The 24906-nt window shown below is 72.2% G+C and carries 21 protein-coding genes; 8 read left to right on the top strand and 13 right to left on the bottom strand.

From position 1 onward, the window contains the following. Window positions 1-2 precede the first annotated feature (2 nt). On the bottom strand, window positions 3-809 hold the full coding sequence (locus tag ACFYUV_RS28175; protein ID WP_352352640.1) for an acetoacetate decarboxylase family protein: 807 nt from the start codon (window positions 807-809) through the stop codon (window positions 3-5). Window positions 810-936: 127 nt separating this feature from the next. Here ACFYUV_RS28175 and ACFYUV_RS28170 point away from each other — a divergent pair, with 127 nt between their 5' ends. Continuing rightward, window positions 937-2262 carry a glutamine synthetase family protein gene (locus ACFYUV_RS28170; RefSeq protein ID WP_387672912.1) on the top strand — a complete coding sequence of 442 codons (1326 nt, stop codon included), beginning with the start codon at window positions 937-939 and terminating at the stop codon, window positions 2260-2262. Window positions 2263-2266: 4 nt separating this feature from the next. On the opposite strand, the gene ACFYUV_RS28165 is transcribed toward ACFYUV_RS28170, so the two are convergent. The 3 genes from ACFYUV_RS28165 to ACFYUV_RS28155 are packed head-to-tail and all read right to left on the bottom strand — an operon-like array spanning window position 2267 to window position 6595. Further along, window positions 2267-4531: an arylsulfatase gene (locus ACFYUV_RS28165; protein WP_387672909.1), complete on the bottom strand. Its 2265-nt coding sequence runs from the start codon at window positions 4529-4531 to the stop codon at window positions 2267-2269. After that, window positions 4528-5481 carry an aldo/keto reductase gene (locus tag ACFYUV_RS28160; RefSeq protein ID WP_387672906.1) on the bottom strand — a complete coding sequence of 318 codons (954 nt, stop codon included), beginning with the start codon at window positions 5479-5481 and terminating at the stop codon, window positions 4528-4530. The genes ACFYUV_RS28165 and ACFYUV_RS28160 overlap by 4 nt, the downstream gene beginning before the upstream one ends. Before the next feature lie 10 nt (window positions 5482-5491). After that, window positions 5492-6595 (bottom strand): zinc-binding dehydrogenase, encoded by a 1104-nt coding sequence (locus ACFYUV_RS28155; protein ID WP_387672903.1) that lies wholly within the window; start codon window positions 6593-6595, stop codon window positions 5492-5494. An 83-nt stretch (window positions 6596-6678) separates the two neighbouring features. On the opposite strand from ACFYUV_RS28155, the gene ACFYUV_RS28150 reads away from it, so the two are divergent. Next, window positions 6679-8040 (top strand): amidohydrolase, encoded by a 1362-nt coding sequence (locus tag ACFYUV_RS28150; RefSeq protein WP_387672900.1) that lies wholly within the window; start codon window positions 6679-6681, stop codon window positions 8038-8040. A 42-nt stretch (window positions 8041-8082) separates the two neighbouring features. Here ACFYUV_RS28150 and ACFYUV_RS28145 read toward each other — a convergent pair whose 3' ends face one another. Next, the gene (locus ACFYUV_RS28145) at window positions 8083-8829 is read right to left on the bottom strand and encodes an SDR family NAD(P)-dependent oxidoreductase (protein ID WP_387672897.1); all 747 of its coding nucleotides are present in this window, start codon (window positions 8827-8829) and stop codon (window positions 8083-8085) included. A gap of 114 nt (window positions 8830-8943) precedes the next feature. On the opposite strand from ACFYUV_RS28145, the gene ACFYUV_RS28140 reads away from it, so the two are divergent. Next, window positions 8944-9915, top strand: a complete 972-nt coding sequence (locus ACFYUV_RS28140; protein WP_387672895.1) for an aldo/keto reductase — start codon at window positions 8944-8946, stop codon at window positions 9913-9915. A 126-nt stretch (window positions 9916-10041) separates the two neighbouring features. Here ACFYUV_RS28140 and ACFYUV_RS28135 read toward each other — a convergent pair whose 3' ends face one another. Genes ACFYUV_RS28135 through ACFYUV_RS28120 form a run of 4 tightly spaced genes read right to left on the bottom strand, consistent with a single transcriptional unit; the run spans window position 10042 to window position 15303 of the window. Next, a complete protein-coding gene (locus tag ACFYUV_RS28135) occupies window positions 10042-10953 on the bottom strand; it encodes an ABC transporter permease (protein WP_387672892.1) in 912 nt (303 codons plus the stop codon). Continuing rightward, window positions 10950-11894 (bottom strand): ABC transporter permease, encoded by a 945-nt coding sequence (locus ACFYUV_RS28130; protein WP_352329439.1) that lies wholly within the window; start codon window positions 11892-11894, stop codon window positions 10950-10952. The genes ACFYUV_RS28135 and ACFYUV_RS28130 overlap by 4 nt, the downstream gene beginning before the upstream one ends. A gap of 10 nt (window positions 11895-11904) precedes the next feature. Beyond that, window positions 11905-13509, bottom strand: a complete 1605-nt coding sequence (locus ACFYUV_RS28125; protein WP_387672889.1) for an ABC transporter substrate-binding protein — start codon at window positions 13507-13509, stop codon at window positions 11905-11907. 57 nt (window positions 13510-13566) lie between these two features. After that, window positions 13567-15303, bottom strand: coding sequence for a dipeptide ABC transporter ATP-binding protein (locus ACFYUV_RS28120; protein ID WP_387672887.1), 1737 nt, complete (start codon window positions 15301-15303; stop codon window positions 13567-13569). A gap of 214 nt (window positions 15304-15517) precedes the next feature. On the opposite strand from ACFYUV_RS28120, the gene ACFYUV_RS28115 reads away from it, so the two are divergent. Next, window positions 15518-16507: a methyltransferase dimerization domain-containing protein gene (locus ACFYUV_RS28115; protein WP_387672884.1), complete on the top strand. Its 990-nt coding sequence runs from the start codon at window positions 15518-15520 to the stop codon at window positions 16505-16507. A 52-nt stretch (window positions 16508-16559) separates the two neighbouring features. On the opposite strand, the gene ACFYUV_RS28110 is transcribed toward ACFYUV_RS28115, so the two are convergent. The 4 genes from ACFYUV_RS28110 to hpaD all read right to left on the bottom strand — a co-directional run bounded on the left by ACFYUV_RS28110 (window position 16560) and on the right by hpaD (window position 19511). After that, window positions 16560-17147 carry a TetR/AcrR family transcriptional regulator gene (locus ACFYUV_RS28110; protein WP_352329644.1) on the bottom strand — a complete coding sequence of 196 codons (588 nt, stop codon included), beginning with the start codon at window positions 17145-17147 and terminating at the stop codon, window positions 16560-16562. Between the two features lie 71 nt (window positions 17148-17218). Further along, complete coding sequence (locus ACFYUV_RS28105; protein WP_358292395.1) at window positions 17219-17884, bottom strand: GntR family transcriptional regulator; 666 nt, start codon at window positions 17882-17884, stop codon at window positions 17219-17221. After that, window positions 17881-18636, bottom strand: coding sequence for an alpha/beta fold hydrolase (locus tag ACFYUV_RS28100; protein WP_387672881.1), 756 nt, complete (start codon window positions 18634-18636; stop codon window positions 17881-17883). The genes ACFYUV_RS28105 and ACFYUV_RS28100 overlap by 4 nt, the downstream gene beginning before the upstream one ends. A 14-nt stretch (window positions 18637-18650) precedes the next feature. After that, complete coding sequence (gene hpaD / locus ACFYUV_RS28095) at window positions 18651-19511, bottom strand: 3,4-dihydroxyphenylacetate 2,3-dioxygenase (RefSeq protein ID WP_387672878.1); 861 nt, start codon at window positions 19509-19511, stop codon at window positions 18651-18653. 161 nt (window positions 19512-19672) lie between these two features. On the opposite strand from hpaD, the gene ACFYUV_RS28090 reads away from it, so the two are divergent. The 4 genes from ACFYUV_RS28090 to ACFYUV_RS28075 all read left to right on the top strand — a co-directional run bounded on the left by ACFYUV_RS28090 (window position 19673) and on the right by ACFYUV_RS28075 (window position 24866). Next, window positions 19673-21085 carry a fumarylacetoacetate hydrolase family protein gene (locus tag ACFYUV_RS28090; protein ID WP_387672875.1) on the top strand — a complete coding sequence of 471 codons (1413 nt, stop codon included), beginning with the start codon at window positions 19673-19675 and terminating at the stop codon, window positions 21083-21085. A gap of 20 nt (window positions 21086-21105) precedes the next feature. Further along, entirely contained in the window at window positions 21106-22017 is a 912-nt protein-coding gene (gene dapA, locus ACFYUV_RS28085) for a 4-hydroxy-tetrahydrodipicolinate synthase (protein WP_352352622.1), read from the top strand. Then, the gene (gene hpaE / locus ACFYUV_RS28080; protein WP_387672873.1) at window positions 22017-23483 is read left to right on the top strand and encodes a 5-carboxymethyl-2-hydroxymuconate semialdehyde dehydrogenase; all 1467 of its coding nucleotides are present in this window, start codon (window positions 22017-22019) and stop codon (window positions 23481-23483) included. The genes dapA and hpaE overlap by 1 nt, the downstream gene beginning before the upstream one ends. A gap of 123 nt (window positions 23484-23606) precedes the next feature. After that, window positions 23607-24866, top strand: a complete 1260-nt coding sequence (locus ACFYUV_RS28075; RefSeq protein ID WP_387672870.1) for a lamin tail domain-containing protein — start codon at window positions 23607-23609, stop codon at window positions 24864-24866. Window positions 24867-24906: the final 40 nt, after the last annotated feature.

Genomic DNA, 24906 nt, shown 5'->3' with positions numbered 1-24906 from the left:
GGCTAGTGCGCGCCGGAGGTGCCGGATTCCAGCAGCGTGCCGCCGTCCCACACCACGCCGACCTGGCGGAAGTAGGCGCCGATGGGCTCGCGGACGGCCAGCCGGGACAGCTCCTCGGTGGGGGCGTCGAACAGCTCCAGCTCGGCGTCGCCCGCCCACGCCTGGCCGGCCTCGAAGGCGGCGGCGCCGGACTCGACCAGCTCGTCGAGCGCCAGCCCCCCACCCTTGCCGATGGCGGGCAGCCAGCGGTGGTGGGCCATGGGGTGTCCGTTGACGAACCCGTTGTGCGGCGACGGCTCACGCAGGGTCACCACGGCCTGGGCCAGGCGGCGGTCGGCGGCGGCCAGCGTCGCGCCGAACCGGGCGCCCGCCTCGATGCGCGGCGCGGGGCCGTACGGGTGCGGCCTGGTCTGGTGGATCGACCCCAGCTTCTTCGGATAGCCCTGGTGCAGCCCCCTGGCGAGGGCGAAGTCCTTGTCCACCCAGATGTAGACGCACCTGGAGTAGGTCCGCCCCCGGTAGGAGCACCGGACGACGGCGAACGCCTCCTTGTACTGCGAGCGCACCGGGTCCAGGAGCTCCTCGCCGGAGGCGGCGCAGGACTGCCAGTCGGCCCAGATGAGCGCGACCGCGCCCGGGTCCTCGGCGGCGAGTTCCAGCGGCTCGGGCAGCAGCTCACGCACCCGGCCGGGGTCGGTGCGGTACTCGATCGTGAGCAGGTCGCCGGAGTAGTGCCAGGGCGGCTCCGGGACGAGGGACGAGCGGCCCGTGGCCGTCTTGGGATGGAAGTAGCCGCGGACGCCGGCCAAGATGGTCCTCCTGGAACTCGTTTGGTTCCAAATAAAATATGAACATCCAGGCCGATCGGTCAACAGCTCTTGCGGCAGCCAATACGGGGCCGTTACGTTTGGCGTCAAACGACCCTAGGAGAGACCGGTGCAGCAGCACATCGACCGCCTGACCGAGCGGGGCGTCGACGTGGTCCGCGTGACCTACCCCGACCTGACCGGGACCGACCGCGCCCGCGACGTCCTGCTGGAGGCGCTGCCCGACGCCCTCGGTCACGGCCTCGCCTTCTGCCGCGCCGTCTACCACTCCACCCCGCGCGGCGGCACCGCCGACATCAGCGGCGGCCTGGACGCGGGGCTGCCCGACATCGCCGTCGTTCCCGACCTGGCCACGCTCGCCCCGCTGCCGTGGGAGCCCGGCGTGGCCTGGTGCCACGGCGACGTCGTCGACCCGGCCACCGGCGCCGCGGCCCCGGAGTCGCCCCGCGACCTGCTGCGCGCCGTGCTGGCCCGGTGCGCCGAGCAGGGCCTGCGCCCGGTCGTCGGGCCCGAGCTGGAGTACTTCCTGTGCGACCCGGCCCCCGCGGGCGGCTGGCAGCGCTACGCCGAGGCCACCGGCAACGTCTACACCGCCGGCCGCCGCGGCGACCCCGACGGCCACCTCACCCGCACGCTGCGGCACCTGCGCGACCTCGGCCTCGGCGTGACGGCGGGCAACCACGAGTTCAGCAGCGGCCAGTTCGAGATCAACCTGCGGCACTCCGAGGCGCTCGACGCGGCCGACCGGGCCTTCTGGTTCAAGGCCGCGGTCAAGGAGCTGGCGCGGGTGGAGGGCAGGCTGGCGACGTTCATGGCCAAGCCGTTCAACGACGAGGGCGGGTCGGGGTTCCACCTGCACCTGTCGTGCCTGGGCGAGGACGGCGGCAACGCCTTCGACGACCCGGCCGCGCCGTACGGGCTGTCGGCGACCGCGCGGCACGCGATCGCGGGCGTGCTGGCCCACGCCCCCGCGCTGGCGGCGCTGGCCAACCCGACGGTCAACTCCTACAAGCGGTTCGGCCCCGACACGCTGGCCCCCTGGCTCGTCGACTGGGGGCTCGACAACCGCAGCGCGATGCTCCGCGTCCCGCCGGAGCGCGGCGCGGGCGCCCGCTTCGAGCTGCGGCTCGGTGACGCCAGCGCCAACCCGTACCTGCTGGTCGCCGGGACCGCGGCCGCCGCGCTGCTGGGGGTGCGGGCGGCCCAGGAGCCGCCCGCGCCGCTCGTCGGGTACGGCTACGACGCCTCCAAGGCCCCCGTGCTGCCGATGACCCTGCCCGAGGCCCTGGACGCCCTGGAGGCCGACGGCGAGCTCACCGAGCTGCTCGGCAAGGACTTCACCGCCGCCTTCCTGGCCTACAAGCGCGACGAGGTCGCCCGCTTCCAGCGGCACGTCACCGACTGGGAGTTCGGCGAGTACGCCTACCACCTGTGACCCGTCATTCGATCGCGCGCTGCGCCAGGTCCTCGGCCAGCGCGATGATCTCCGGGTTGTAGGGCGCCTTCTCCCCCGGGACGTACCGCACCCGGTCCAGGCCGCGCCGGTAGCGGAACACGCCCCGGCGCTCGTGCAGCTCCCAGTCCACCGGGCCGCCGTAGTCGAAGCCGACGCTGATGCCGGTGAAGGGGGCCATGCCGAGCAGCTGCGGGACCCGCTCGACGGCCAGCACCGGCTTGTCGTCCACCAGCACCTCGACGTCCCAGCGCACCTCCGGCAGCGCCGTGAAGCGGGCCGTGACGGTCACCGGCCCCGCCGCCGGGATCGGGCCGGCCGCCCGCACCGGCACGCCGTAGGCGTTGTACGTCAGCCGCAGCTCGCCGTCCTCGACGTACAGGACGTAGCCGCCGCCCTGGTCGCCGTGGGCCACGATCACGCCCTCGTCGCCCGGCCGCCGCTCCAGCCACGCCTCGATCGTGAACGACCGCAGGGCGGTGAGCCTGCTCGACCGGAACCGTTCCAGCACCGGGGTGCCCGGGTGGATCGTGACCGGCTCCGACAGCGCCAGCTCGGCCGGCGGCCGGGTGTTGAGCATGTCCGGCGTGTCGGCCAGCGGGAAGACCGTGTTGAGCCAGGCCGCCGCCCGCCACTTCGCGGCCAGGTCGGCCACCCGTTCCGGCTGCTCGGCGGCCAGGTCGGTGGTCTCGGCCGGGTCGCGGGCGATGTCGTACAGCTCCCAGCCGTCGTCGGTGAACGGCGTGCCGGGCAGGTGCGGGGCGATGAGCTTGTAGTGGTCCTCGAAGTAGCCGCGCTGCCCGCCGCTCTCGACGTACTGCGAGCGGTGCCGGCTCGGCCGGTCGCGCTCGCGCAGGAAGTGGTCGAACGGCACGCCGTCCACGTCCTCGGGAAGCTCCAGGCCGGCCAGCGTGAGGAGGGTGGGCGCGACGTCGGTGACGTAGGCGTACTGGTCGCGCACGCCCGGGTCGCCGGCCTGCCTGGGCAGCCCGGCCGGCCACGACAACACGAACGGCACGTGGATGCCGCCCGCGTAGGCGTGGCCCTTGTAAAGGCGGAACGGGGTGTTGGAGACGTTCCCCCAGCCGCGCGGGTAGTGGCCGTGGACCTGGGGGCCGCCGACGAGGTCGAGGTCGCGCGGCACGTCGTGGCACCAGTCGTCGGGCAGGCCGGCCAGGCGCACGAAGCGGCTGAGGTAGCTGCGGGTGCCCTCGGGGCCGCCCTCGGCGGTCGCGCCGTTGTCGCTGGTGACGACGATGACGGTGTTGTCGTACTCGCCGATGCGCTTGAGGTGCTCGACCAGCCGGCCGAGGCTCTGGTCCACGGCGTCCACGGCGGCGGCGTAGACCTCCATGTGGCGGGCGTACAGCTCGGTGCGCTCCTCCCACGGCGCCAGGTCCGGGTCGGACGGCCGGGTGCCCTCGGGGAAGAGGCCGTCGCGGAGCTGGCGGGCGAAGCGTTCCTCGCGGATCCTGGCCCAGCCCGCGTCGTAGCGGCCGCGGTACTTGGCGACGTCGGCCGGCTTGGCCTGCACCGGGCCGTGCACGGCCTGGTGGGCGAAGTAGAGGAAGAACGGCTTGTCGGCGTCGTTGGCGCGCAGGCCGTTGATCATGCCGATGGCGCGGTCGGTGAGGGCGTCGGTCAGGTAGAAGTCGTCCGGGAAGCCCTCGTCGGGGATCGGGCCGTTGTCGCTGATCAGGCGGTGCGGGTGGAACAGGGACGTGAAGCCGTCCATGGAGCCGTAGTAGCGGTCGAAGCCGCGCTGGAGCGGCCATGAGCTCTTGTCGGCGCCGTCGTGCAGCTTGGACTCGATGGTCAGGTGCCACTTGCCGACCATGAACGTCGCGTACCCGCCGGCCCGGAACGACTCGGCCAGCGTGGGCACCTCCTGCGGGATCTCCATCCGGTAGCCGGGATAGCCCGGGTCGACGTGGGCCACCATCGCGAACCCGGCCCGGTGCGGGTTGAGCCCGGTCATCAGGGCGGCCCTGGAGGGCGAGCAGAGCGGGGTGCTGTGGTAGTTGCTGAACCGGTAGCCCGACTCGGCCAGCGCCTGCACGTGCGGCGTGTCGATCTCCGACCCGAACGGCGACAGGTCGCTGAACCCCAGGTCGTCCACCAGCACGACCACCACGTTGGGCGCTCCGGGACGCGCCCGCCGCGGCCGCGGCCACCAGGGCGTGGACTGCGAGGCCAGCTCGCGGGCCGTGCCGCCGAAGCCCTCGTACCCCCTGCTCGGCGGCGTGCTCACGGGCCCTCCGGATCGACGGCGTCCTGGTCGGCCCACAGCGGCGCCACCAGCGCCCGCAGCTCCTCGGCGCCGACCCGCTCGACCAGCTCCACGGCCGCCAGGTTGTCGCGCAGCTGCTCCAGGCTGGTCGCGCCGAACAGGGTGGTGGTGTTGGCCGGGTGGGTGAGCGTGAAGGCCACGCAGACCTGCGCCGGGGTGGCGTCCAGGTCGGCGGCGATCGCGGCCAGCTCGGCCGCCGAGGCCGCGATGCGCTCCCTGATGCCGCCGGGGTCGCGGCCGACCTGCCGGTCCACGCCCTTGCCCAGCAGCACGCCGCCCTCCAGCACGTCGGAGGACTGCAGCGTGACGCCCTGGGCGAAGATGCGGGCGAACGGCGCGCCGTCGGGGATCGAGCGGCGCGAGACGCTGTACTTCAGCTGCGCGATGGCCGGGCCCTCGACGCCCTCGCCGGCGGCGGCGTCGATGAGCGTCTGCACGTTCGACGCCGACCAGTTGTTGACGCCCCAGCTCCGGATCAGCCCCTCCTTCGCCAGACCGGCCAGGTCGAGGACGAGCCGGTGCAGGTCCACGCCGTCGTGCCGCAGGTCGCCGAGCACCACGAGGTCGGCGTGGTCGGCGCCGGCCCGGAACAGGGCGTTGAGCAGCTGGTCGCGCAGGCTGTGCTCCGGATAGCCCTCCAGCCACAGCTTGGAGGAGAGCAGGTAGTCCTCGCGGCGCAGCCCGGCCGCGCGCACCAGGGCCGAGAAGATCACGTCGGTGAACACGGGCGGCATGCCGGGGAAGCCGTAGACGCCGACGTCGAACAGGTCGATGCCGCGGTCCACGGCCTCGCGGATCATGGCGACCGCGTCGTGGAAGTCCATGCGGTCGTAGGTGTGCCAGGAGCCGAGCGCGAGCACGCCCGTCTCCGGTCCGGTGCGGCCGATGCGGCGGCGCGGGATGGTCTGCACGGCAGGTCTCCTAGGGCAGGCGGGGGTCGACGACGGCCTTGATCTCACCGAGCCTGGACATCGACTCGACGCAGGCGGTGGCCTGAGCCAGGCCGACGGGCTCGCTGAACAGCTCGTCCCACGGCATGCGGGCGGCGAAGGTCTGGAAGAACTCGATCGAGCGGTGGTAGTCGGCGATGTCGCCGTTGAGCGAGCCGACGACGGTCAGCTCCTTGCCCATGACCGCGCCGAGCGGCACGGGCGCGAGCTCGAAGCCGGTGGAGCCGACGATCACCACGGTGCCGCGCTGGGCGGCCACCGCGACCGCCTCCTCGGCCACGGTGGGCGCGCCGGCCAGGTCGAACACGTAGTCCGCGCCGCGCTCCCCGGCCAGCTCCCTGATCCGGGCGACGCGCTCGTCCTTGCCGAGGTCGGTCGAGACGGTCGCGTCGGCGCCGAAGCGCCGGGCGGCGGCCAGCCGGTCGTCCGGGCCGCCCACGGTGATGACGGTGCCCGCCCCGGCGATCCTGGCGACGGCCGTGGCGAAGATGCCGAGCGCGCCCGCGCCCTGCACCACCACGGTCGAGCCGGTCCTGATGCCGCCGGCCCGGTCCACGGCGCGCAGCACGGTCTTGGCCGCGCAGCCCGACATCGAGGCCCAGGTGTCCTTGACGTCGGCCGGCAGCAGCAGCTTGGCCGCGCCCGGGGGCACGTAGCAGTACTCGACCAGGCCGCCCGTGGCGTACGGGGGGCGGTCGGCGCGCTGCGTGAAGCCGTAGCCGCGGTTGGCGCAGGCGACCGGCTGGCGCAGCACGGCGCAGCCGTAGCAGTGGCCGCAGGTGGACTCCGACCAGCCGATGCGGTCGCCCGGGGCGATCGGGCGGCCGAGGGCGTCGGTGGTGCCCGGCCCGGCCTCGACGACCTCGCCGACCATCTCGTGGCCGAGGATCATCGGCAGCATCCCGGGGAACGTCATCTGGCCGGCCCACAGGTGCACGTCGGTGCCGCACAGGGTGGTGCACGTGATGCGCACCAGGGCGGCGCCGGGCTCGACGGCGTCGGGCAGCGGGACGTCCTGAAGGCTGAGGGGCTTGCCGTGCTCGGTGAGGACGGCGGCGGCGGTTCTCGTAGGCATGGTCACCTTCGTAGCTTTCGACCGTTAAGTGTGGTTAATCTACACTCGTTGACAAACAATTACAGCCCCTCAGGAGGAACCCGGTGTCAGCGGACGAGTACGCGGACCTCGTGGCGGTCGGCGGCAACGTGCTCACCTTCGACGCCCGCGACGGGCGGGCGAGCGGCCTGGCGGCGCGCGCCGGCCGCCTGGTCGCGGTCGGCACGGACGAGGAGGCCCTGGCGCACGCCGGCCCCGGCACCCGCGTGCTCTCCCTGGCCGGCCGGACGGTCCTGCCCGGCATCAACGACTCGCACCTGCACGCCGCCTGGCTGGGAGCGGTCTGGCCGGACACGCTGATCAGCGAGAACGGCCTGTCCGCCCACCAGGGCCGGCTGCTGGCCGACGAGGAGTCCAGGCGGGCCGCCATCCTGCGCGCCGGGCGGATCTGCGCCTCGCTCGGCATCACCAGCTACACCGAGCCCGGCCTCGGCCCCGGCGAGGACGACGGCGAGACCGGCTGCTTCTCGCAGGCCGTCCTGGACACCTACGCGACGCTGGCGAAGGAGGGCGAGCTGCGGGCACGGGTGACCGCGTTGCGGCTGTTCGGCACCCTCGACGGCCCCAGCACCCTGGAGGACGTCGCCGCCGGCCTGGACGCGCCCCTCCCCCGCACCGACCCCGCCTGGCTCAACGTGACCGGGCTCAAGATCTTCGCCGACGGCATCCCGCCCATGGGCTCGGCCTGGACCTGCCACCGCTACACCTCGGGCGGCCACGGATCGCTGCTGGTGGCGGGGGCGGACGACGCCGCGCGGGAGCACAACCTGCGCGCCATGATCCGGCTGGCGCACCGCGCGGGCCTCCAGGTCGGCGTGCACGCCACCGGCGACCGGTCCATCGACGCTTTCGTGGACACCGTGGCTGAACTGGCGGGCGAGCATGGGCCCGCGAGGCGGCACTACGTCATCCACGGCGACCTGGTGAACCCCGCCCAGATCGCCCGCATGGCCGGGCTCGGCATGGGCCTCACCACGCAGCCGATGATCGCGGCGGCCACCGCCGACTGGGTGGCCGGCGCGCTCGGCCCGGAGGTCGCCGGGACGGCCTGGCCGCTGCAGGAGCTGCTGGCCGGCGGGGTGACGTTCACCCTGAGCAGCGACGGGCCGGTGACCACGCCCGACTGGCGGGCGCAGGTGGCGGCGGCGTGCGGGCTGCTGGGCGAGCGGGCGCCGCGCCCCCGGCTGATGGCCCGTCTGCTGCGCTGCTACACCACGGCGCCCGCCGTCCAGGACGGCGCGGAGGCGTGGAAGGGGTCGCTGGAGTGGGGCAAGGCCGCCGACTTCTGCGTGCTGGACCGCGACCCCCTGGAGGTCGCGCCGGCGGACCTGCCGCAGGTCGCGGTCGACGCCACCGTGACCGCGGGCCGGATCGTCCACCTGCGTGACGGGGTGTCCCTGGACTGACCGGCGGGGCCGAGGGGCGGCCCGGCCCCGCCGGTGGAGGGGTCAGGCCAGGAGCTGGCCGCCGTCCACCTGGAGGCTGACGCCGGTGATGTGGCGGGCGCCGTCGGAGGCCAGGAAGAGCACGGCGGGGACGATGTCGGCCACCTGGGCGATCGAGCCCAGCGGGATCCGGGCCTCCCACGCCTTCTTGGCCGCGTCGTCGGTGGCGAACATGGCCGTCATCGGGGTGAGCACCGGCCCGGGGGCGACGCCGTTCACGCGGATGCCGTGGGGGGCGAGCTCGATGCCGGCCGAGCGGGTCAGGGCGTCGATGGCGGCCTTGGTGGCCTCGTAGTGGCCGAGGCCGGGCGTGGGCTGGCGGGCGCCGATGGAGGAGATGTTGACCATGCAGCCGCGGACGCCCCGCTGCACCATGTGCGCCCCGACGGCCCGGGTCATCAGGAACGTGCCGCGGAAGTTGACCCGGGCGCAGGCGTCGAAGACGTCCACGTCGAGCCCGATGAGCGGGCCGCCGCCCGCGGTGTGCCCGGCGTTGTTGACCAGCACGCCGATGTCGCCGTGCTCGGCGGCGACGGCCGCGACGGCGGACTCGACGGAGGCGGCGTCCCCGACGTCCACCTGGACGTGGTGGGTGCCCAGCTCGGCGGCGACCGCCCTGGCCCGCGCCTCGTCGAGGTCGGCGATGACGACCCGATCGCCCGCCGCGGCGAAGGCTTCGGCGACGCCGCGGCCGATGCCGCTCGCGCCGCCGGTGACGAGGACGGTCCTGGGAACGACAGGTTCGCTCATGTGGGGGTTCCTGTTCGGTGCGGGCCTTCGCAGACGGGGCTGCGCGGGCGTCCTGGGTTTATTATTATACAAGCGTAGACAAAAAAGGCTTCATCCGGCAGGGAGTGGATCGACGTGAGCGACACACAGCGGGTTCCGGCACGGCGCCTCGGACCGGGCGGCACGACGACGTCCCTGTTCGGGCTGGGCTCCTGGAACACCTGGGACCGCATGGAGTTCGGCGACGCGGTGGCCCTGATCAGGGCGGCGCTCGACGCCGGGGTGACCCTCTTCGACGTCGCCCACTACAACATGGGCCCGCACGCCGAGCAGGCCCGTACGGACCTCATCTTCGGCCGGGCGGTGCGCGAGGCCGGCGCGAGCCGGGACGACTGGCAGCTCTGCGGCAAGCTGTGGCTGTGGGAGTACCCGCGCACGGGCTTCCGCGAGCAGCTCGACGTCAGCTTCGACCGCGTCGGCGTCGAGAGCGCCGAGACCGTCGTGGTGGGCGACTACCTGCAGCGGCCCGACATCCGGCGGATCGTGACCGACGTCGCCGAGCAGATCGCGGCCGGCCGCTTCACGAGCTGGGGCGTCAACAACTGGATCGCCGAGGACGTCGACCTCGCGCTGAGCTTCGCCGCCGAGGAGGGCCTGACGCCGCCGAGCTTCGCCCAGCTCAAGTACAGCATCGCCCGGCGTTCGATGGCCGAGGGCGGCTTCTACGGCCGGCATTTCGCCTCCGGGGCGCTGGCGCTGCAGGCCAGCGACGTCTTCGAGGGCGGCATCCTGGTGGGCAGGAAGTTCCCCGAACGGAAGATCGGCGCGGACCCGGGCGGCATCCGGGAGGCCGTCAGGCAGGCCGCCGACGCCGTCGCCCGGGTCGCGGACGAGTTCGGCGCGACCCCCGCCCAGGTCGCGATCGTGTTCTGCCTGGAGCACCCGGCGGTGGCCAACGTGCTGTTCGGGGTGAGCAGGATGGCCCAGCTGGAGGACAACCTGGGCGCGTTGCGGCTGTGGAGCGAGCACGGCCCGCAGGTGCGCGCGGCCCTGGCCGACCTGTGGCTGGACCGCGACGTGCGCGCCGACGGCGTCTGGACCCCCTGACCCGCGACTTGCCGGGCGGGGAGCCACTGACCTGCGACTTGCCGGGTCGGAAGCCTCTGACGCGGGGGCGGGGACGCCCGGCGGCGATCGCCGGGGTCCCCGCGCGGGCCCGCCGTCACTGTGCCGTCACTGTGCCGGACGGCGGGTGCGCAGCTTCTGCAGGTCGCTCATCGACCGGGCGCGCGCGTCCACCACGTTGCGCATGCTCGACCCGATGAGGTTCAGCAGCAGCACGCAGGACATGATCGCCGCACCCGGCAGCACGATCAGCCACGGCGCCTGCGTCAGGTACGACCGCCCCTCGGCGATCATGTTGCCCCACGTCGGCGTGGGCGGCGCGATGCCCAGCCCGAGGAAGCTCATCGCGCCGTCCACCAGCATCGCCGAGGCCGACAGGATCACGACCTGCACCAGCGCCAGCGGCAGCACGTTGGGCAGCACGTGCACGAACAGGATCTTCGCCGGCCGCATGCCGGACACCCGCGCCGCCCCGATGTACTGCCGCGCCGCCACGCCGAGCACCCGGCTGCGGATCACCCGGGCCGTGAACGGCGTGAAGATGACCGTCAGCGCGATCAGCTCGGTCCAGATGCTGGCGCCGAGCCCGATGGCCAGCGCCATGGCCAGGATGATCGCCGGGAACGACATCCAGGCGTCCATGATCCGCATGACGATCGCGTCCACGGCCCGGTAGAAGCCGCTGACCAGGCCGATCACCATGCCGGTGAACGCCGCGCAGAGCGTGATGAGCGCCGAGAGGCCGAGCGAGGCCCGGCCGCCGGAGACCAGGCGGCTCAGCACGTCCCGGCCGTAGGAGTCGGTGCCGAGCAGGTGGTCGGCCGAGGGCGGCAGCAGCCGGTGCACCGGGTCGGTCGCGTTCGCGTCCGGCAGGAACACCGGCAGCAGCACGACGGCCAGCACGACGAGGACGAGCAGCGCGGTGGCGGTGATCAGCACCCGGTTGCGGCGCCAGGCGCGGGAGGCCGCGGAGGGCCGCCCTGCCGTCCCGACGCGCCCGGCGACGGCCTCGGAAGTCACGAAACACGCACCTTGGGGTCGAGGAGGGCGTAGGACAGGTCGACGACCAGGTTGACGACCACGAACATCAGCGCGACGAACAGCGTCACGCCTTGGACGAGCGGGAAGTCCCGGGTCGAGACCGCGCCCATGAGCAACGAGCCCAGCCCGGGGATGACGAAGATCGACTCAATGATCACGATGCCGCCGACCATCATCGCGAAGTTGCTGCCGAGCTGGGTGATCAGCGGCATGAGCGCGTTCGGCAGCACGTGCCTGAGCATGACCTGCCGCTCCGACAGGCCCTTGACCCGCGCGGTGCGCAGGTACGTCTGCGGCAGCTCGCCGAGCACGCTCTCCCGCAGGGTCAGCGTGAACAGCGCCGACTGCCCGATGACCAGGCACACCACCGGCAGCACCAGCATCGGCACCCCGGCGACCGGATCGGCGAAGAGGTCGGCGTACCCGCTGGAGGGGAACCAGCGCAGCGACACGGCGAACACCAGCACCAGGATCAGCGCGATCCAGAAGTCGGGGATCGCCATGCCGAGCGAGGAGAGCAGGTTGAGCGCGCGGGCCACGGGGTTGCGCGGCGAGACCGCGTTCCACGAGGTGACCAGCACCGCGACGACGAAGCTGAGGACGGTGCTGAGCACCGCCAGGGTCAGCGTCGGGACGAAGTGCTCGGCCACCACCCCCACCACCGGCGCGTGGTAGGTGATCGACGAGCCGAAGTCGCCGCCCGCCACGTTGCCGAGCCAGCTCAGGTACTGCTCCCACAGCGAGCCCGTCAGGCCCATGCTCTGCCGGAGCGCCTCGACGTCCTGCGGCCTGGCCGTCGGGCCGAGGATGGCGATGGCCGGGTCCCCCGGGATCAGGCGGATGACGAAGAACATCATCGTGCCCACGATCAGCAGGATGACGACCAGGTCACGCAGCCGCCGGAGCAGGAGTCCCGCCATGTTCCCCCCCTCACTTCCGCAGCCAGGAGTTCCAGAACACGCGGTAGAACGTGTCGTACCCCTTGAGCTTGGGCGAGTAGGCGGCGTACAGCTTCGACTGGCTGATCGTGATGACCGGGAGCTGCTGCCACACGAACGCCTGGAGCTGGTCCATGAGCGTCCTGGCGGTCTCGGGGGAGGTCGCGGCGTTGTAGTCCTCGATCAGCTTGGCCATCTCGGGCGAGCCGGAGCCGTTGAACGCCCCGAGGGTCAGCGCGGGCATCTGCGAGGGCGAGGTGAGCGCGGCGTTGAAGAACAGGGTGGTGACGTCCCAGCCGCCGGGGTCCTTGGTGATCGTGCCGAGCATCGTCGGGAAGTCGTAGGTGTCGATCTTCGTCTTGATGCCGATCTTGGAGAGCTGGTCCTGCAGCAGCACCGCCCACTGGCTGAACTGCGGGTAGCTGCTGGAGGTCAGGATCCGCACGGTGTCCCCGGCGTTGACGCCGGCCTGCGCGAACAGCTCCTTGGCCCGGTTCGGGTCGTGCTGCTTGTAGACGTCGTCGCCGGCGGTGGAGTACAGGCCCTTGTTGTCCTGCGAGACCAGCGCGCCCACCTCGACGGTGAGGTCGGGGCCGCCGCCGGTGGCGGCGTTCAGCGCGGGCTTGTCCATCAGCAGGTTGAGCGCCTGCCGCGCGCGCACGTCGGAGAACTTGGAGCCCTTGTTGAAGTTGGGGATCAGCACGTTCTGGTTGGCCCCGGCCAGGTTCGACACGACCACGGCGGGGTTGTTCTTCAGCGGGGTGTACTGGTCGTCGCCCGGCATGGCGTGCGCCCACTGGCCGGTCTGCAGGCCGTTGACCACGGCGTCCTGGTCGGCGACGACCTTGTAGGTGACCGTGTCGAGGTAGGCGTGCTTGGCGCCGGCCTGGCCGCCCCAGTCCTCCTCGGCGCGCGACTTGTAGCCGTCGTAACGCTCCAGCACGACCTGCTGCCCGATGTCCCAGCTCTTCAGCTTGTACGGCCCGGTGCCGACCGCGCCCTCCTTGGCGAAGCCGGTGGCCGGCACGTCCTTGAGGTTCTTGGCCTCGTAGATCTCCGCGCCGGGGCTGGCCAGCTCGTCGATCAGCGGGTAACGCGGCTTCTTCAGCTCCAGCGTGACCGTGCGGTCGCCGGTGGCCTTGAGGCTCTTGACGTCGGCGGCCACCTGCTGGCCGGTGACGTGGCTCTTCAGCCAGCGCTCCAGGCTGGCGACCACGTCGGCGGCGGTGAGCGGGGCGCCGTCCTGGAACGTGACACCGGCGCGCAGCTCGAAGGTGTAGGTGAGCCGGTCGTCGCTGCGCTTGTAGGTGTCGACCAGCATCGGCCTGGCCGCGAAGGTCTTGTCGACCTCGAAGAGCTTCTCGTACAGCATGTTGCCGATGTGGGCGGTGACCTGGCCGGGGTTGGCGACCATGTCGAGCGACTGCGGGTCGGTCGGCACCGCGACCACGAGGTCGCCGCCGCGTACGGGGGTGCCGGCGTCGGCGGAGGAGGACGAGGAGGACGACGTCGCACCGCCCGCGCAGCCGGAGAGCAGCAGGGCGCTCGCCGCGGCGGCGGAGACGAGCCCGGCCCTCAGGCTCTTGAGCACGTTCATGATGGGTTCTCGCTCTTGCTCTAAAAGGGGGGACAGAAGGAGAAGGTCGGCCCGGGGCTATCCCACGTATGCCGACAAGTCGGGGTTCGCGGCCAGGAGTCGGCGCGTGTACTCGTGGGTGGAGGAGGAGGCGATGGTTTCCGGGGCGCCGACCTCGACGAGGTCGCCCTTGTACATCACGCCGACGCGGTCGGCCACCGACAGCACCAGGCTGAGGTTGTGCGTGATGAACAGGAAGCTGATGCCGTGCGAGCGGCGCAGCTGCAGGAGGAGGTTCATGACCTGGCCCTGGACGGAGACGTCGAGGGCGGAGGTGGGCTCGTCGGCGACGATGAGCTTCGGCTCGGCGGCGACCGCGCGCGCGATGGACACGCGCTGGCGCATGCCGCCGGACAGTTGCGAGGGCAGCTTGCGGGCGCAGTCGGCGGGCAGGCCGACCTCGTCGATCAGCTCGGCCACCCGCCGGTCGAGGTCCGCGCCGCGCAGCGGGGTCAGCTCGCGCAGCGGCTCGGCGATGATGCGCGCCACGGTGTGCCGGGGGTCGAGCGAGCTCTGCGGGTCCTGGAAGATCAGCTGGCTGGCGCGGCGGAAGGCACGCTCGTCACCGCGCAGCCCCGCCTCGGTGATGCGGTGCTCGCCGAAGGAGATGCTGCCCGAGGTCGGCCGTTCCAGGGCGCTGACCATGCGGCCGAGCGTCGTCTTGCCCGAGCCGGACTCGCCGACCAGGCCGAAGAACTCGCCGGGCGCGATCTCCAGCGAGACGCCGCCGACCGCGCGCACGCTCGCCCGGCGGCCGGTCCGGTAGACCTTGGTGACGTTCTCGACGACCAGGGGCGGGGTGCCGGTCACCGGCGCCGGCTCGTCGCCGAGCGCCGGAGTCTCGGTCACGCTCCCGCCGGCGGGCACGCCGTCGGCTTCGGTCGCGGCCCGCAGCCTGGTCTCCGAGATCGTCGGGAATCCGGTACGGCGGCTGACACCCAGCTGTGGCACGCATTCCAGCAGCGCCTTGGTGTACGGATGCGTAGGCTTGCGGAGGATGTCCATCTTGTCGCCGACCTCCACCAGCCTGCCCCGGTACATGACGGCGATCCGGTCGGCGATCTCGGCGGCGACGCCCATGTCATGGGTGATGAACACGCAGGCGGTCCGATGCTCACGCTGCACGCGGCGGAACAGCGCCAGGATCTCGGCCTGCGTGGTCACGTCGAGGGCGGTGGTCGGCTCGTCGGCGATGAGGACGTCGGGGTCGGACATCAGCGCCATGGCGATCATCACGCGCTGCTGCATGCCGCCGGACATCTGGTGCGGATAGAGCGCCATGATCCGGTCGGTGTCGGCCAGCCCGACCTCGGTGAGCAGGCTCCTGGCCTTGGCCTCGGCCTCGCGGCGCAGCCGGCTCCCCCGGCGCAGCGCCTGCCGGGGCAGCGCGCCCTCGGGCCGGTAGCCCTCGATGAGCTGCGCGCCGACGCGCTGGGCGGGGTTGAGCGAGTCCAGTGCCTCCTGGAAGATCATGCCGATCCGGGCGCCCCGGTAGGCGCGCATGCCCTCGGCGCTCAGCCGCGTGACGTCCACGCCGCCGACCTCGATCGTGCCCTCGGTGTAGGCCGGGGCCACGAACTCCAGCAGGCGGATGATCGACAGCGCCGTCACGGTCTTGCCGCTGCCCGACTCCCCCACCACGCAGAGCGTCTGCCCGGAGGCGACGTCGAGGGTGAGCCGGTGGACGAGTTCCTGGGGCTCGGCGTCCTCCCGGGTGACGCCGATGGTCAGATCCGTCAGGTTGAGCAGCGACATGCGCGAGAGCTCCATTCCAGGCACCGGTCCCGTGCTCGAAGTGGGGCACGCAAACCCACACTGAGCTGCCGAAAAGCCATGTTCGAGCCAGATAGTTCTACAAAGGTTGACAGAGGGGTCCCCTACTGTCAACGGTTATTCCACGTTCGTAGACAGAGGGTCTATGGTGAACGTCTACATTCGTAGACAATACAGAAAGGGCAGGGCCTTGACCATGTCCACGCCTTCCCCCACGCCGGATCCGATCGTCGCCATCGCCACCGGTTACATGGGCGCCAAGCAGCTCTTCGCGGCCAGCCGCATCGGGCTGTTCGAGGCGCTCGCGGACGGCGAGCGCAGCGCCGGGGAGATCGCGACGGCCACTGGCGTCACCCCCCGCATGGCCCGCATCCTGGCCGACAGCATGGCCGGGCTCGGCCTGCTGACCAGGACCGACGGCCGGTACGCCCTCGGCGCCGACGCGGCCGGCTACCTGGCCGGGCGGAAGTCGTCCGAGCTCGACCTCGGGCCGTTCCTCACGTTCCTCAACCAGATCAGCTACGGCCACTGGCTGCAGTTCGACACGACCGTGGACACCACCGAGCCGGGCGTCCTGGACACCTCCGGCGACCGGTGGGGCACGTTCATGGCCGGGGTCATGACGTACAACAGCCTGCACGCCAGGATGCTGGGCGGCGCGTTCGACTTCACCGGCTTCCGCAGCCTGCTGGACCTGGGCGGCCTGTCCAGCGCGTTCGCCTTCGAGGCCCTGCGCGCCAACCCGGGGCTGCGGGCCTCCTTCGTGTACGACCCGACCTTCGCCGACTCCATCACCGCGCAGGTGGCCGAGGCCGGGTTCGCCGACCGGGCCGAGGTGACCGGCGTCCCGACCGACACGGCCACGCCCGCCGGCCCGTACGACCTGGTCATGGTCAACCACGTCATCCACCGCTTCGGCGTCGAGCAGAACCGGGCCATCCTGCGCAACGCCCGCGCGGCGGCGGCGCCGGGGGCGCGGCTGCTGCTGCTCGACTTCTTCCTCGACGACGACGCCGAGCAGCGGGCCATCGACGCGCTGCACGCCGGGGAGTACCTGGTGATCGACGGGACCGTCGTCTACGAGGAGTCGCAGGTGCGCGCCTGGCTCGACGAGGCCGCCTGGAAGCCGGTGGACAAGCTGGCCCTGCCGGGCAGCCCGCGCGTCATCGTGGCCGAAGCGGTCTGAGCACGACGCGGCCCGCGCCGCCCAGGTGGCGGCGCGGGCCGGAAGGCGCGGGTCAGGGCCGGGAGATGCGGTCGAAGAAGGACTCCAGGTGGCGCTTCTGCAGCTCGACCGTGGAGAACTGCGGGCCGACCAGGCTCATCACGTTGGCCCCTGCGTTGAGCAGCACGAGCTCGTCCACGAGCTGCTCGTCGGGGATCGAGGTGCGGATGTCGCCGTCGGCGCGGCCCTCCTCGATCAGCCGGTGCAGCATGCCGCGCCAGGCCCGCAGGTGCTCCAGGTACTTGTCGTACAGCTTGGGGTTGGTCAGCGAGGTCTGCCAGAAGATCAGCAGCACCCGGCCGGCCGTGATGCGCTCCTCGTCGATCGGCATCGCGGCCTCGCACATCTCGCGCAGCGCGCCCAGCCCGCGGCGGCCGTCGAGCTTGACGTAGCTGGTCACGATGGCCAGGGCGCGCTCGTACGTCGCCTCGATGATGTCTTCCTTGCCGGGGAAGTAGTGCTTGAGCGCGCCGTTGGCGAAGCCCGCCGCGTTCGCGATCTCGCGCATGGTGGCCGCCTCGATGCCCCCCTTCGTGATCAGGTCCCACGTGACGTCGATGATGTCGCTGCGACGCTGGTCGTGGTCGATGATCTTGGGCATGCGGGCACCCCTCCGTACGGCGTTTCGTCTACCAGTGTAGGACAAAATGCCGGGAGGGTATGACCCGATCGTTAGCCGTGGGTGACCCGGACGTCATAGAGGGCGCCGGCGGTGTTCGTCTTGTGCGCGCAGGCCAGCCGTTCGATCTCGGCGGGGTCGGCTCCCCCGGCGATGAGGTCGAGCAGGTGCTCGTGCTCCTCGACCGAACGGCGGGCCCGGCCCGGCAGGTAGCCGAACACCGAGCGCCGCATGTGGTCCAGCCTGGTCCATTCGGCCTCCAGCAGGAAGTTCAGGTGCTCGTCGTCGCAGTGCTCGTAGACCGAGAAGTGGAAGGCGCGGTTGAGCGCGGTGAACGCGGTGGGGTCGAAGGAGTCGAGCGCCTGGAACAGCCGGGCGTTGATCTCGCGGGAGCGCGCCACGTCCGCCGGGCCCATGCGCGGGGCCGCGACGGCGGTCGCGTACCCCTCCAGCCGGGCCAGCACCTCCAGCGTGTGCCGCACCTGCGCCGCGTCGAAGACCGCGACGCGGGCGCCGACGTTGCGCACGACCTCCACCAGCCCGTCGGACTGCAGGCGGCGCAGCGCCTCGCGCAGGGGGATCGTGCTGACGCCGATCTCCCGCGCGAGGCGGTCCATGACGAGCTGGTAGCCGGGGCCGTAGGTGCCGTCCAGGATGCGCGAACGCAGGATCTCGTAGCTGAGCTCCGCCTTCGACGCGACTCCGCCGGTGCTGGTCACGTGCCGGACGCCGGGTCGAGCCCGGCGCCGGACGCTGCCCGGAGCGCCTCGCCGAGGACGGCGCGGAACTCCGGCCCGGCCAGCGCGCCGCGGTGGTCGCCGGGGACGGTGACCAGCCGGGCGCCGGGGACCAGCGCGACGACGTTCTCGATGCCGGAGGTCATCATGTCCTGCGCGCCCGCCACGAACACCGGCGGCGTGCGCCCGGCCCAGCCCTTGGGCTCGAACGGCGTGCCGCGCAGGCCCTCGACCAGCCGGACCAGCCCGGCGGCCCGTTCGGGGTCGCCGCCGGAGGCGCCCGCGATCATCGCCGCGATCATGCCGGTCATCGGGTCGCCCGGCTCGCCGCCCGCGACGGCCGAGCGCAGCGCCGCCACGTCCAGCGCGGCGAACGGCTCGAACGGGCTGAGCCCGCCCAGCACGACCGCGCGCACCCGATCGGGGGCCAGCTCCGGCAGTTCCCAGGCGAGCCGGGCGCCGAGCGAGTACCCCACCACGTCGAGCGGCCCGTCGCCGGCCAGGGCGAGCAGCGCGGCCGCGATCTCGGGCGCGCCCGCCGGCCCGTCCGGAACCGGGCTCTCACCGTGACCGGGCAGGTCGGGCACGACGACCACGCGCCCGGCCGCGGCCAGCTCCGCCGCGATCCCGGTCTCCACCCAGTCCTGCCGTCCGCTGGAGGCGAACCCGTGCAGCAGCAGCACGGGCGGCGCCCCGGCGGGCCGGTCGGGCGTGAACGTCTGTACGGCCGTCATGTGCGCCGGCTCCTTCATCTCGTGTGGTGGGCGGGTACGGGGAAGTCGACGACCACCTGGCCGGTGCCGCTGCTGCCGAAGTACGGGCACAGCTGCTCGCCGCGCCCGGTGTACTCGCGCCAGCCCAGCAGCCCGAACAGCATGGCGGTGTCGGCCATCGCCCCCTCGCCGGTGCACCGCTCGTTGTAGTCCGGCAGCATGTCGAGGAACTCCGGGATGCGGCCTTCGTCCCACATCTCCAGCACCGCGTGGTCGACCTTGCGGTTCAGCTCGCTGCTCACGTCGTCGAGCAGCGACTCGGCGATCTCGTTGGGCGGGAAGGCGTGCGAGAGCGACCCGCTGGCCAGGAAGGCCACCTTCCTGTCGCTGCGAAGCACGGCCCGCAGCAGCGCCTCGCCGATCCGCCGGTTCTCCTCGACGGTCGAGTAGATGTTGCAGCCGATGGGCAGGACCCGGATGTCGGAGTCCTGGTTCATGAAGTACATCGGCACGAGTGTGGCGTACTCCAGGCCCAGGTCCTGGTAGGTGTGCACGCGGGCCTTCTGGCCGCCCGCGACGATCTCCTCGCGGATCAGCTCGGCCAGCTCGGGATCGCCCGCGTAGTCGTAGGCGAGGTCGTGGATGAAGTGCGGCAACTCATGGCTGACGTACGTGGCCTGGTGGCGCGGCTTGCCGTTGAGGTGGAAGCCGATGCTGTTCATCCAATGGGTGTCGGCGATCAGGAACGTGTCCGCCCCGCGCTCGCGCGCCCGCCTGCCGACCTCGGTGAGGGCGAGCTCCGCGGGACGGCGGATGCCGAAGTGTCTGCCGGGCTGGATCGACAGCCAGATCGACGGCACATGCGTGATCTTGGCGGCCAGCACGATCTCACCCATCACGCCACTCCCGGCCTGCTTGGGCGGTCTGAACCATCATCCGCACTCTCCTCTCCACTGATGACGTGATGAGCATCATGTAGGCATCTGAGGGGGTATGTCGATATTGTTCCACATGCCATAACATAAATGATGTCGTATATGATTTGGAAGGAGACGAGGTGGGACACCCTCTCGGACTGTCACCAGGGAAGATCGTCGCGGTCCATCTGAACTACCGCAGCCGGGCCGCCGAGCGCGGTCGTGTCCCTGCCGTCCCCTCCTATTTCCTCAAGCCGCCGACGTCCCTGTCCTGGTCCGGACGGCCCGTGGTGCGTCCCGAAGGGTGCGAGCTGCTGGCGTTCGAGGGCGAGATCGGCATCCTCGTCGGCAGCCGGGCCCATCGCGTCCCCCCCGGGCGCGCGCTGGAGCACGTGGCCGGGTACGTGGCGGCCAACGACTTCGGCGTCTACGACTTCAAGCACGCCGACCTCGGCTCCAACCTGCGGGCCAAGGGCCAGGACGGGTTCACGCCGGTCGGCTCGGAGCTGCTCACCGGCGCCGATCCCGGACGGTTGTGGCTGCGCACCTACGTCAACGGCGAGCTCGCCCAGGAGGCGTGCACCGACGAGCTGCTGTTCGGCTTCGACCTGCTCGTCGCCGACCTGTCCCGGTACATGACGCTGGAGCCCGGCGACCTGATCCTGGCCGGCACCCCGGCGGGCTCGACTGTCGTCCGGCCCGGCGACGTGGTGGAGGTCGAGCTGGCGGGCACGGCCCGGCTGCGCAACGAGGTCGTCGCCGGCCAGGATCCCCCAGCGGCGTACGGCGTCCAGCCCCAGGTCAGCGAGGCGACCAGGGCCGCCGCGTACGGCGCCGCCCGACCCGTCCCCGCCCCTGACCCCGGCCCGCTGCCCCCGGAGGTCGTCGCCGCGCTGCGCTCGGTCTCCACCGCGACGCTCTCCTCCCAGCTCCGCGCGCGCGGCATCGACCACCACTTCATCGAGGGCGTCCGCCCCGCCCGTCCCGACCTGCGCATGGTCGGCGTCGCGCGCACCCTGCGCTACCTGCCGCTGCGCGAGGACGTCTTCGCCGAGCGCGGCGGCGGCATGAACGCCCAGAAGCGCACCGTCGAGGAGCTCCAGCCGGGCGAGGTGCTGGTCATCTCCGCCCGCGGCGAGCACGGCGCGGGCACGCTGGGCGACATCCTGGCCATGCGCGCCCTGCGCCGCGGCGCGGCCGGCGTCGTCACCGACGGCGGGCTGCGCGACAGCCCCTCCTTCGCCTCGCTCGACCTGCCCTCCTACTACGGCGCCGCGCACGCCGCCGTGCTCGGCCGCCGGCACGTCCCGATGGACTCGCAGGTGCCGGTGGACTGCGGCGGCGTGCTGGTGTGCCCAGGCGACGTGCTGGTGGGCGACGCGGAAGGGGTCGTCGTCATCCCGCCCGCGCTGGTCGCCGAGGTCGCCCGGGACGCCGCCCGGCAGGAGGACGAGGAGCGTTTCATTCTCGATCGCGTCCGCGAGGGCGCCTCGATCGACGGCCTCTACCCGCTGAAGGGCGCCTGGCGCGAGGCGTACGAGCAGCAGCGCTGACCCCCCAAGAAGGAGAATCCATGAAGTTCCGCTCGGATCCGTCGACCATCCGCGGATCCATCGCCCCCGTGGTGACGCCGTTCGCCGCCGACGGGTCGCTGGACCTCGACTCGTTGCGCTCGCTGGTGCGCTGGCAGCTCGACCAGGGCTCGCACGGCATCTCGACCGGCGGGTCCACCGGCGAGCCCGGCGCCCAGTCCGTCGAGGAGCGCGTCGCGGCGATGGCCGTGGTGGCCGAGGAGACCGCCGACCGGGTGCCGTTCCTGCCCGGCACCGGCTCGGCCAAGCTCGACGAGACGCTGCGGCTGACCGCCGAGGCCGAGCGTCTGGGCGCCGACGCCGCCCTGGTCATCACGCCCTACTACGCCCGTCCCACCCAGGAAGCCCTCTACCGCTGGTACGCCACGGTCGCCGCGGAGTTCCCCGCGCTGCCGATCGTCATCTACAACGTGCCCTCGCGCACCGCCGTCGACATCGCCCCCGCGACCGTGGCCAGGCTGCGCCGCGACCACGACAACATCGTCGGCGTCAAGGAGACCACCAAGGACTTCGAGCACTTCTCGCACGTGCTCAACCTGTGCGGGCGCGACTTCCTCATGTGGTCCGGCATCGAGCTGCTCTGCCTGCCGCTGCTGGCCATCGGCGGCGTCGGCTTCGTCAGCGCGGCGGCCAACCTCGCGCCGAAGACCGTGGCCCGCATGTACGAGGCGTACACCGCCGGCGACCACGCGACCGCGCTGGAACTGCACTACTCGCTGCACCCGCTGGTCGAGCTGCTGTTCGTGGAGACGAACCCGGCCCCCGCCAAGTGGGTGCTGGAACAGCGCGGCCTGATCGCCTCCGGCCACGTACGAGCCCCCCTGATCACCCCCACCGAGCCCGGCATCGCCCGGATCAACGAACTACTGGCACAGAGCGAGGGAGTCGCCTGATGAAACTGGAGCACTACATCGGCGGCCGGCACGTCCCGAGCCAGTCCGGTGCGACCTTCACCGCGCTCGACCCGACCACGAACGAGCCGTACCTGGAGGTGGCCGCGGGCGGCGCGGCCGACGTGGACGCGGCCGTCGCCGCCGCCCAGAAGGCGTTCACCGACGGCCCGTGGAGCACGATGCCCTCCGAGCAGCGGGCCGGCACGCTGCGCGCGGTCGCGGCGGCCATCGAGTCCAGGGACGACGAGATCGCCGCGCTGGAGTGCCGGGACACCGGCCTGCCGATCACCCAGGCCCGCGGCCAGGCCCGCCGCGCGGCGCACAACTTCCGCTTCTTCGCCGACGTGATCACCACCATGGGCGAGGACGTCTACCGCGTCGGCTCCGCGCAGCTCAACTACGTCGTGCGCAAGCCGGTCGGCGTGGCCGGGCTGATCACGCCGTGGAACACGCCGTTCATGCTGGAGACCTGGAAGCTGGCCCCGGCGCTGGCGGCCGGCTGCCCGGTGGTGCTCAAGCCGGCCGAGTGGTCACCGGCGTCGGCGAGCCTGCTGCCGGAGATCATGGAGGAGGCCGGGCTGCCCGAGGGCGTGTTCAACCTCGTCCACGGCATCGGCGAGGACGCGGGCGCGGCGCTGGTGGCCCACCCCGACGTGCCGGTGATCTCCTTCACCGGCGAGAGCGGCACCGGGCAGACCATCATGCGCAACGCCGCGTCGTCGCTGAAGACGTTGTCGATGGAGCTGGGCGGCAAGTCGCCGCTGCTCGTCTTCGCGGACGCCGACCTGGAGCGGGCGCTCGACGCGGCCGTCTTCGGCGTCTTCTCGCTGAACGGCGAGCGCTGCACGGCCAGCTCGCGGATCCTCGTCCAGGACACCGTGTACGAGGAGTTCGTGGCCAGGCTGGCCGAGCGGGCCGCGCGGGTACGCGTCGGCGCGCCCGGCGACCCGGCCACCGAGCTGGGCGCGCTCATCCACCCCGAGCACTACGAGCGGGTCATGGAGTACGTCGAGCTCGGCTCGCGCGAGGGCGCCCGCCTGGTCGCCGGCGGTTCCCGGCCCGAGCACCTGACGGCGGGCAACTTCCTGGCCGCGACGGTGTTCGCCGACGTGGCCCCGCACATGCGGATCTTCCAGGAGGAGATCTTCGGGCCGGTCGTCTGCGTGACGCCCTTCTCCACCGAGACGGAGGCGGTGGAGCTGGCCAACGCGACCCGGTACGGCCTGGCGGCATACCTGTGGACCAACGACCTGCGCCGGACGCACCGGCTGGCCCAGTCGATCGAGGCGGGCATGGTCTGGGTCAACTCCCAGAACGTGCGCGACCTGCGCACGCCGTTCGGCGGGGTCAAGGCCAGCGGCGTGGGCCGGGAGGGCGGCCGGCACAGCATCGACGTCTACACCGAGTCGCACATCGTGCACCTGGCCACCGAGGACCTGCCGATCCCCCGGTTCGGCGCCGCCTGAGCCGGCACGTCCCGCGCCGGGCCGCTCCCCGGTCCGGCGTGGGACGTGGACGCCGGGAAGTGCGCGGAGTTACGCTCCCGATGGCCGATAGGGCGGTGATGGCCATCTTTGGGGGGGTACCCAATGAGCTACACACTTCTGCGCGGCAGCTTCGTGATCCGTTACCCGGACCTTCCCCGGCAGGGCCCCGAGCCCGACGGCGACACGGTCAAGTTCAGGCCGGACACGCCCGCGCTGGTCGAAGGGCTGGCCCGGCCGTCCGGACGGCCGCCGGAGCTCGGCGCGCGCGGCATCTCCGTCCGCCTGGAGGCCATCGACGCCCTCGAGACCCACTTCCAGGACACCCACCAGGAGCTGACCGGCGCGAACGCCGCCCGCGACGAGCTGCTGCGGCTGCTCGGCTTCACGAACGTGCGCTTCTTCGACGACCTGCCCAACAAGGTCCAGTCGGCCGACCAGGACGAGCTGCGCGGGCACGTCCTCAGCAACGGCATCGACGCCAACGGCCGGCTGATCGGGTTCGTGTTCACCGGCGAGCACCCCGGCCCCGACGGGCAGGCCGTGTTCCTCGACGAGGCGCTGGTGGACACGTCCGCGAACGCCGAACTGCTGGCCGCCGGGCTGACGTACCCGGCCTTCTACGCCACGCTGCCCGCGACGCTGCGCACGCACCTGGCCGGCGTGTCGCGCACGGCCAGGGCGGCGGCGTCGCCCGCCGGCATCTGGCCGCGCTCGGCCGCCGACCCCGACGGCCCCGCCGAGGTCGCCTCGCTGGAGGCGCTCACCGGGCTCGTCATGTGGCCGAAGTTGTTCCGCCGGCTGGTGCCCTATCTGGCGACCGGGGCGGCGAACCTGGACGGCTTCGACGCCTGGCTCCGGGCCGACCCCGTCAACCGGGACGACGCGGTGTTCCTGCTGGACCGGCTCGAACACGGCAACCTGCACGACGTGATCCGGGCCTCGGGCAGCCAGATCCAGCTCACGGCCTGGCCCGAGGACTTCGTCATCAGCCCCGACCCGGCGCCGCCCGGCGCGCCCGTCGTCGCGCGCCCGCCGTCCACCGGGGACGTGCTGATCGTGGCCGCGCTGCCCGACCCGGTGGGAGCCGACCGGGGGCACGAGACGGTCACCCTCCTCAACGTCACCGGACGGCCCGTGGACCTCGGCGGGTGGCGGCTGGCGGACTCGGCGGGCGGGCACATGGAGCTGACCGGGGTGCTCGCGGGCGGTGGCGTGCTGCAGGTCGTGCTCGACGGCCGGGTACAGCTCCGCAACCAGGGCGAGACCATCCTGCTCGTGTCCCCCGAGGGCGTCACGATCGACCAGGCCGCCTACAAACCCGACCACGTCCACCCCGGCCACACCATCTGCTTCGGCCGCTGACCGTCCCCCGCCGGGAAACCCGACCCCGAGCACCGGCGTT

This window comes from Nonomuraea sp. NPDC003560 (assembly GCF_042878785.1).
Taxonomy (GTDB): domain Bacteria; phylum Actinomycetota; class Actinomycetes; order Streptosporangiales; family Streptosporangiaceae; genus Nonomuraea.
This window is presented reverse-complemented; position numbering and strand designations above follow the sequence as displayed.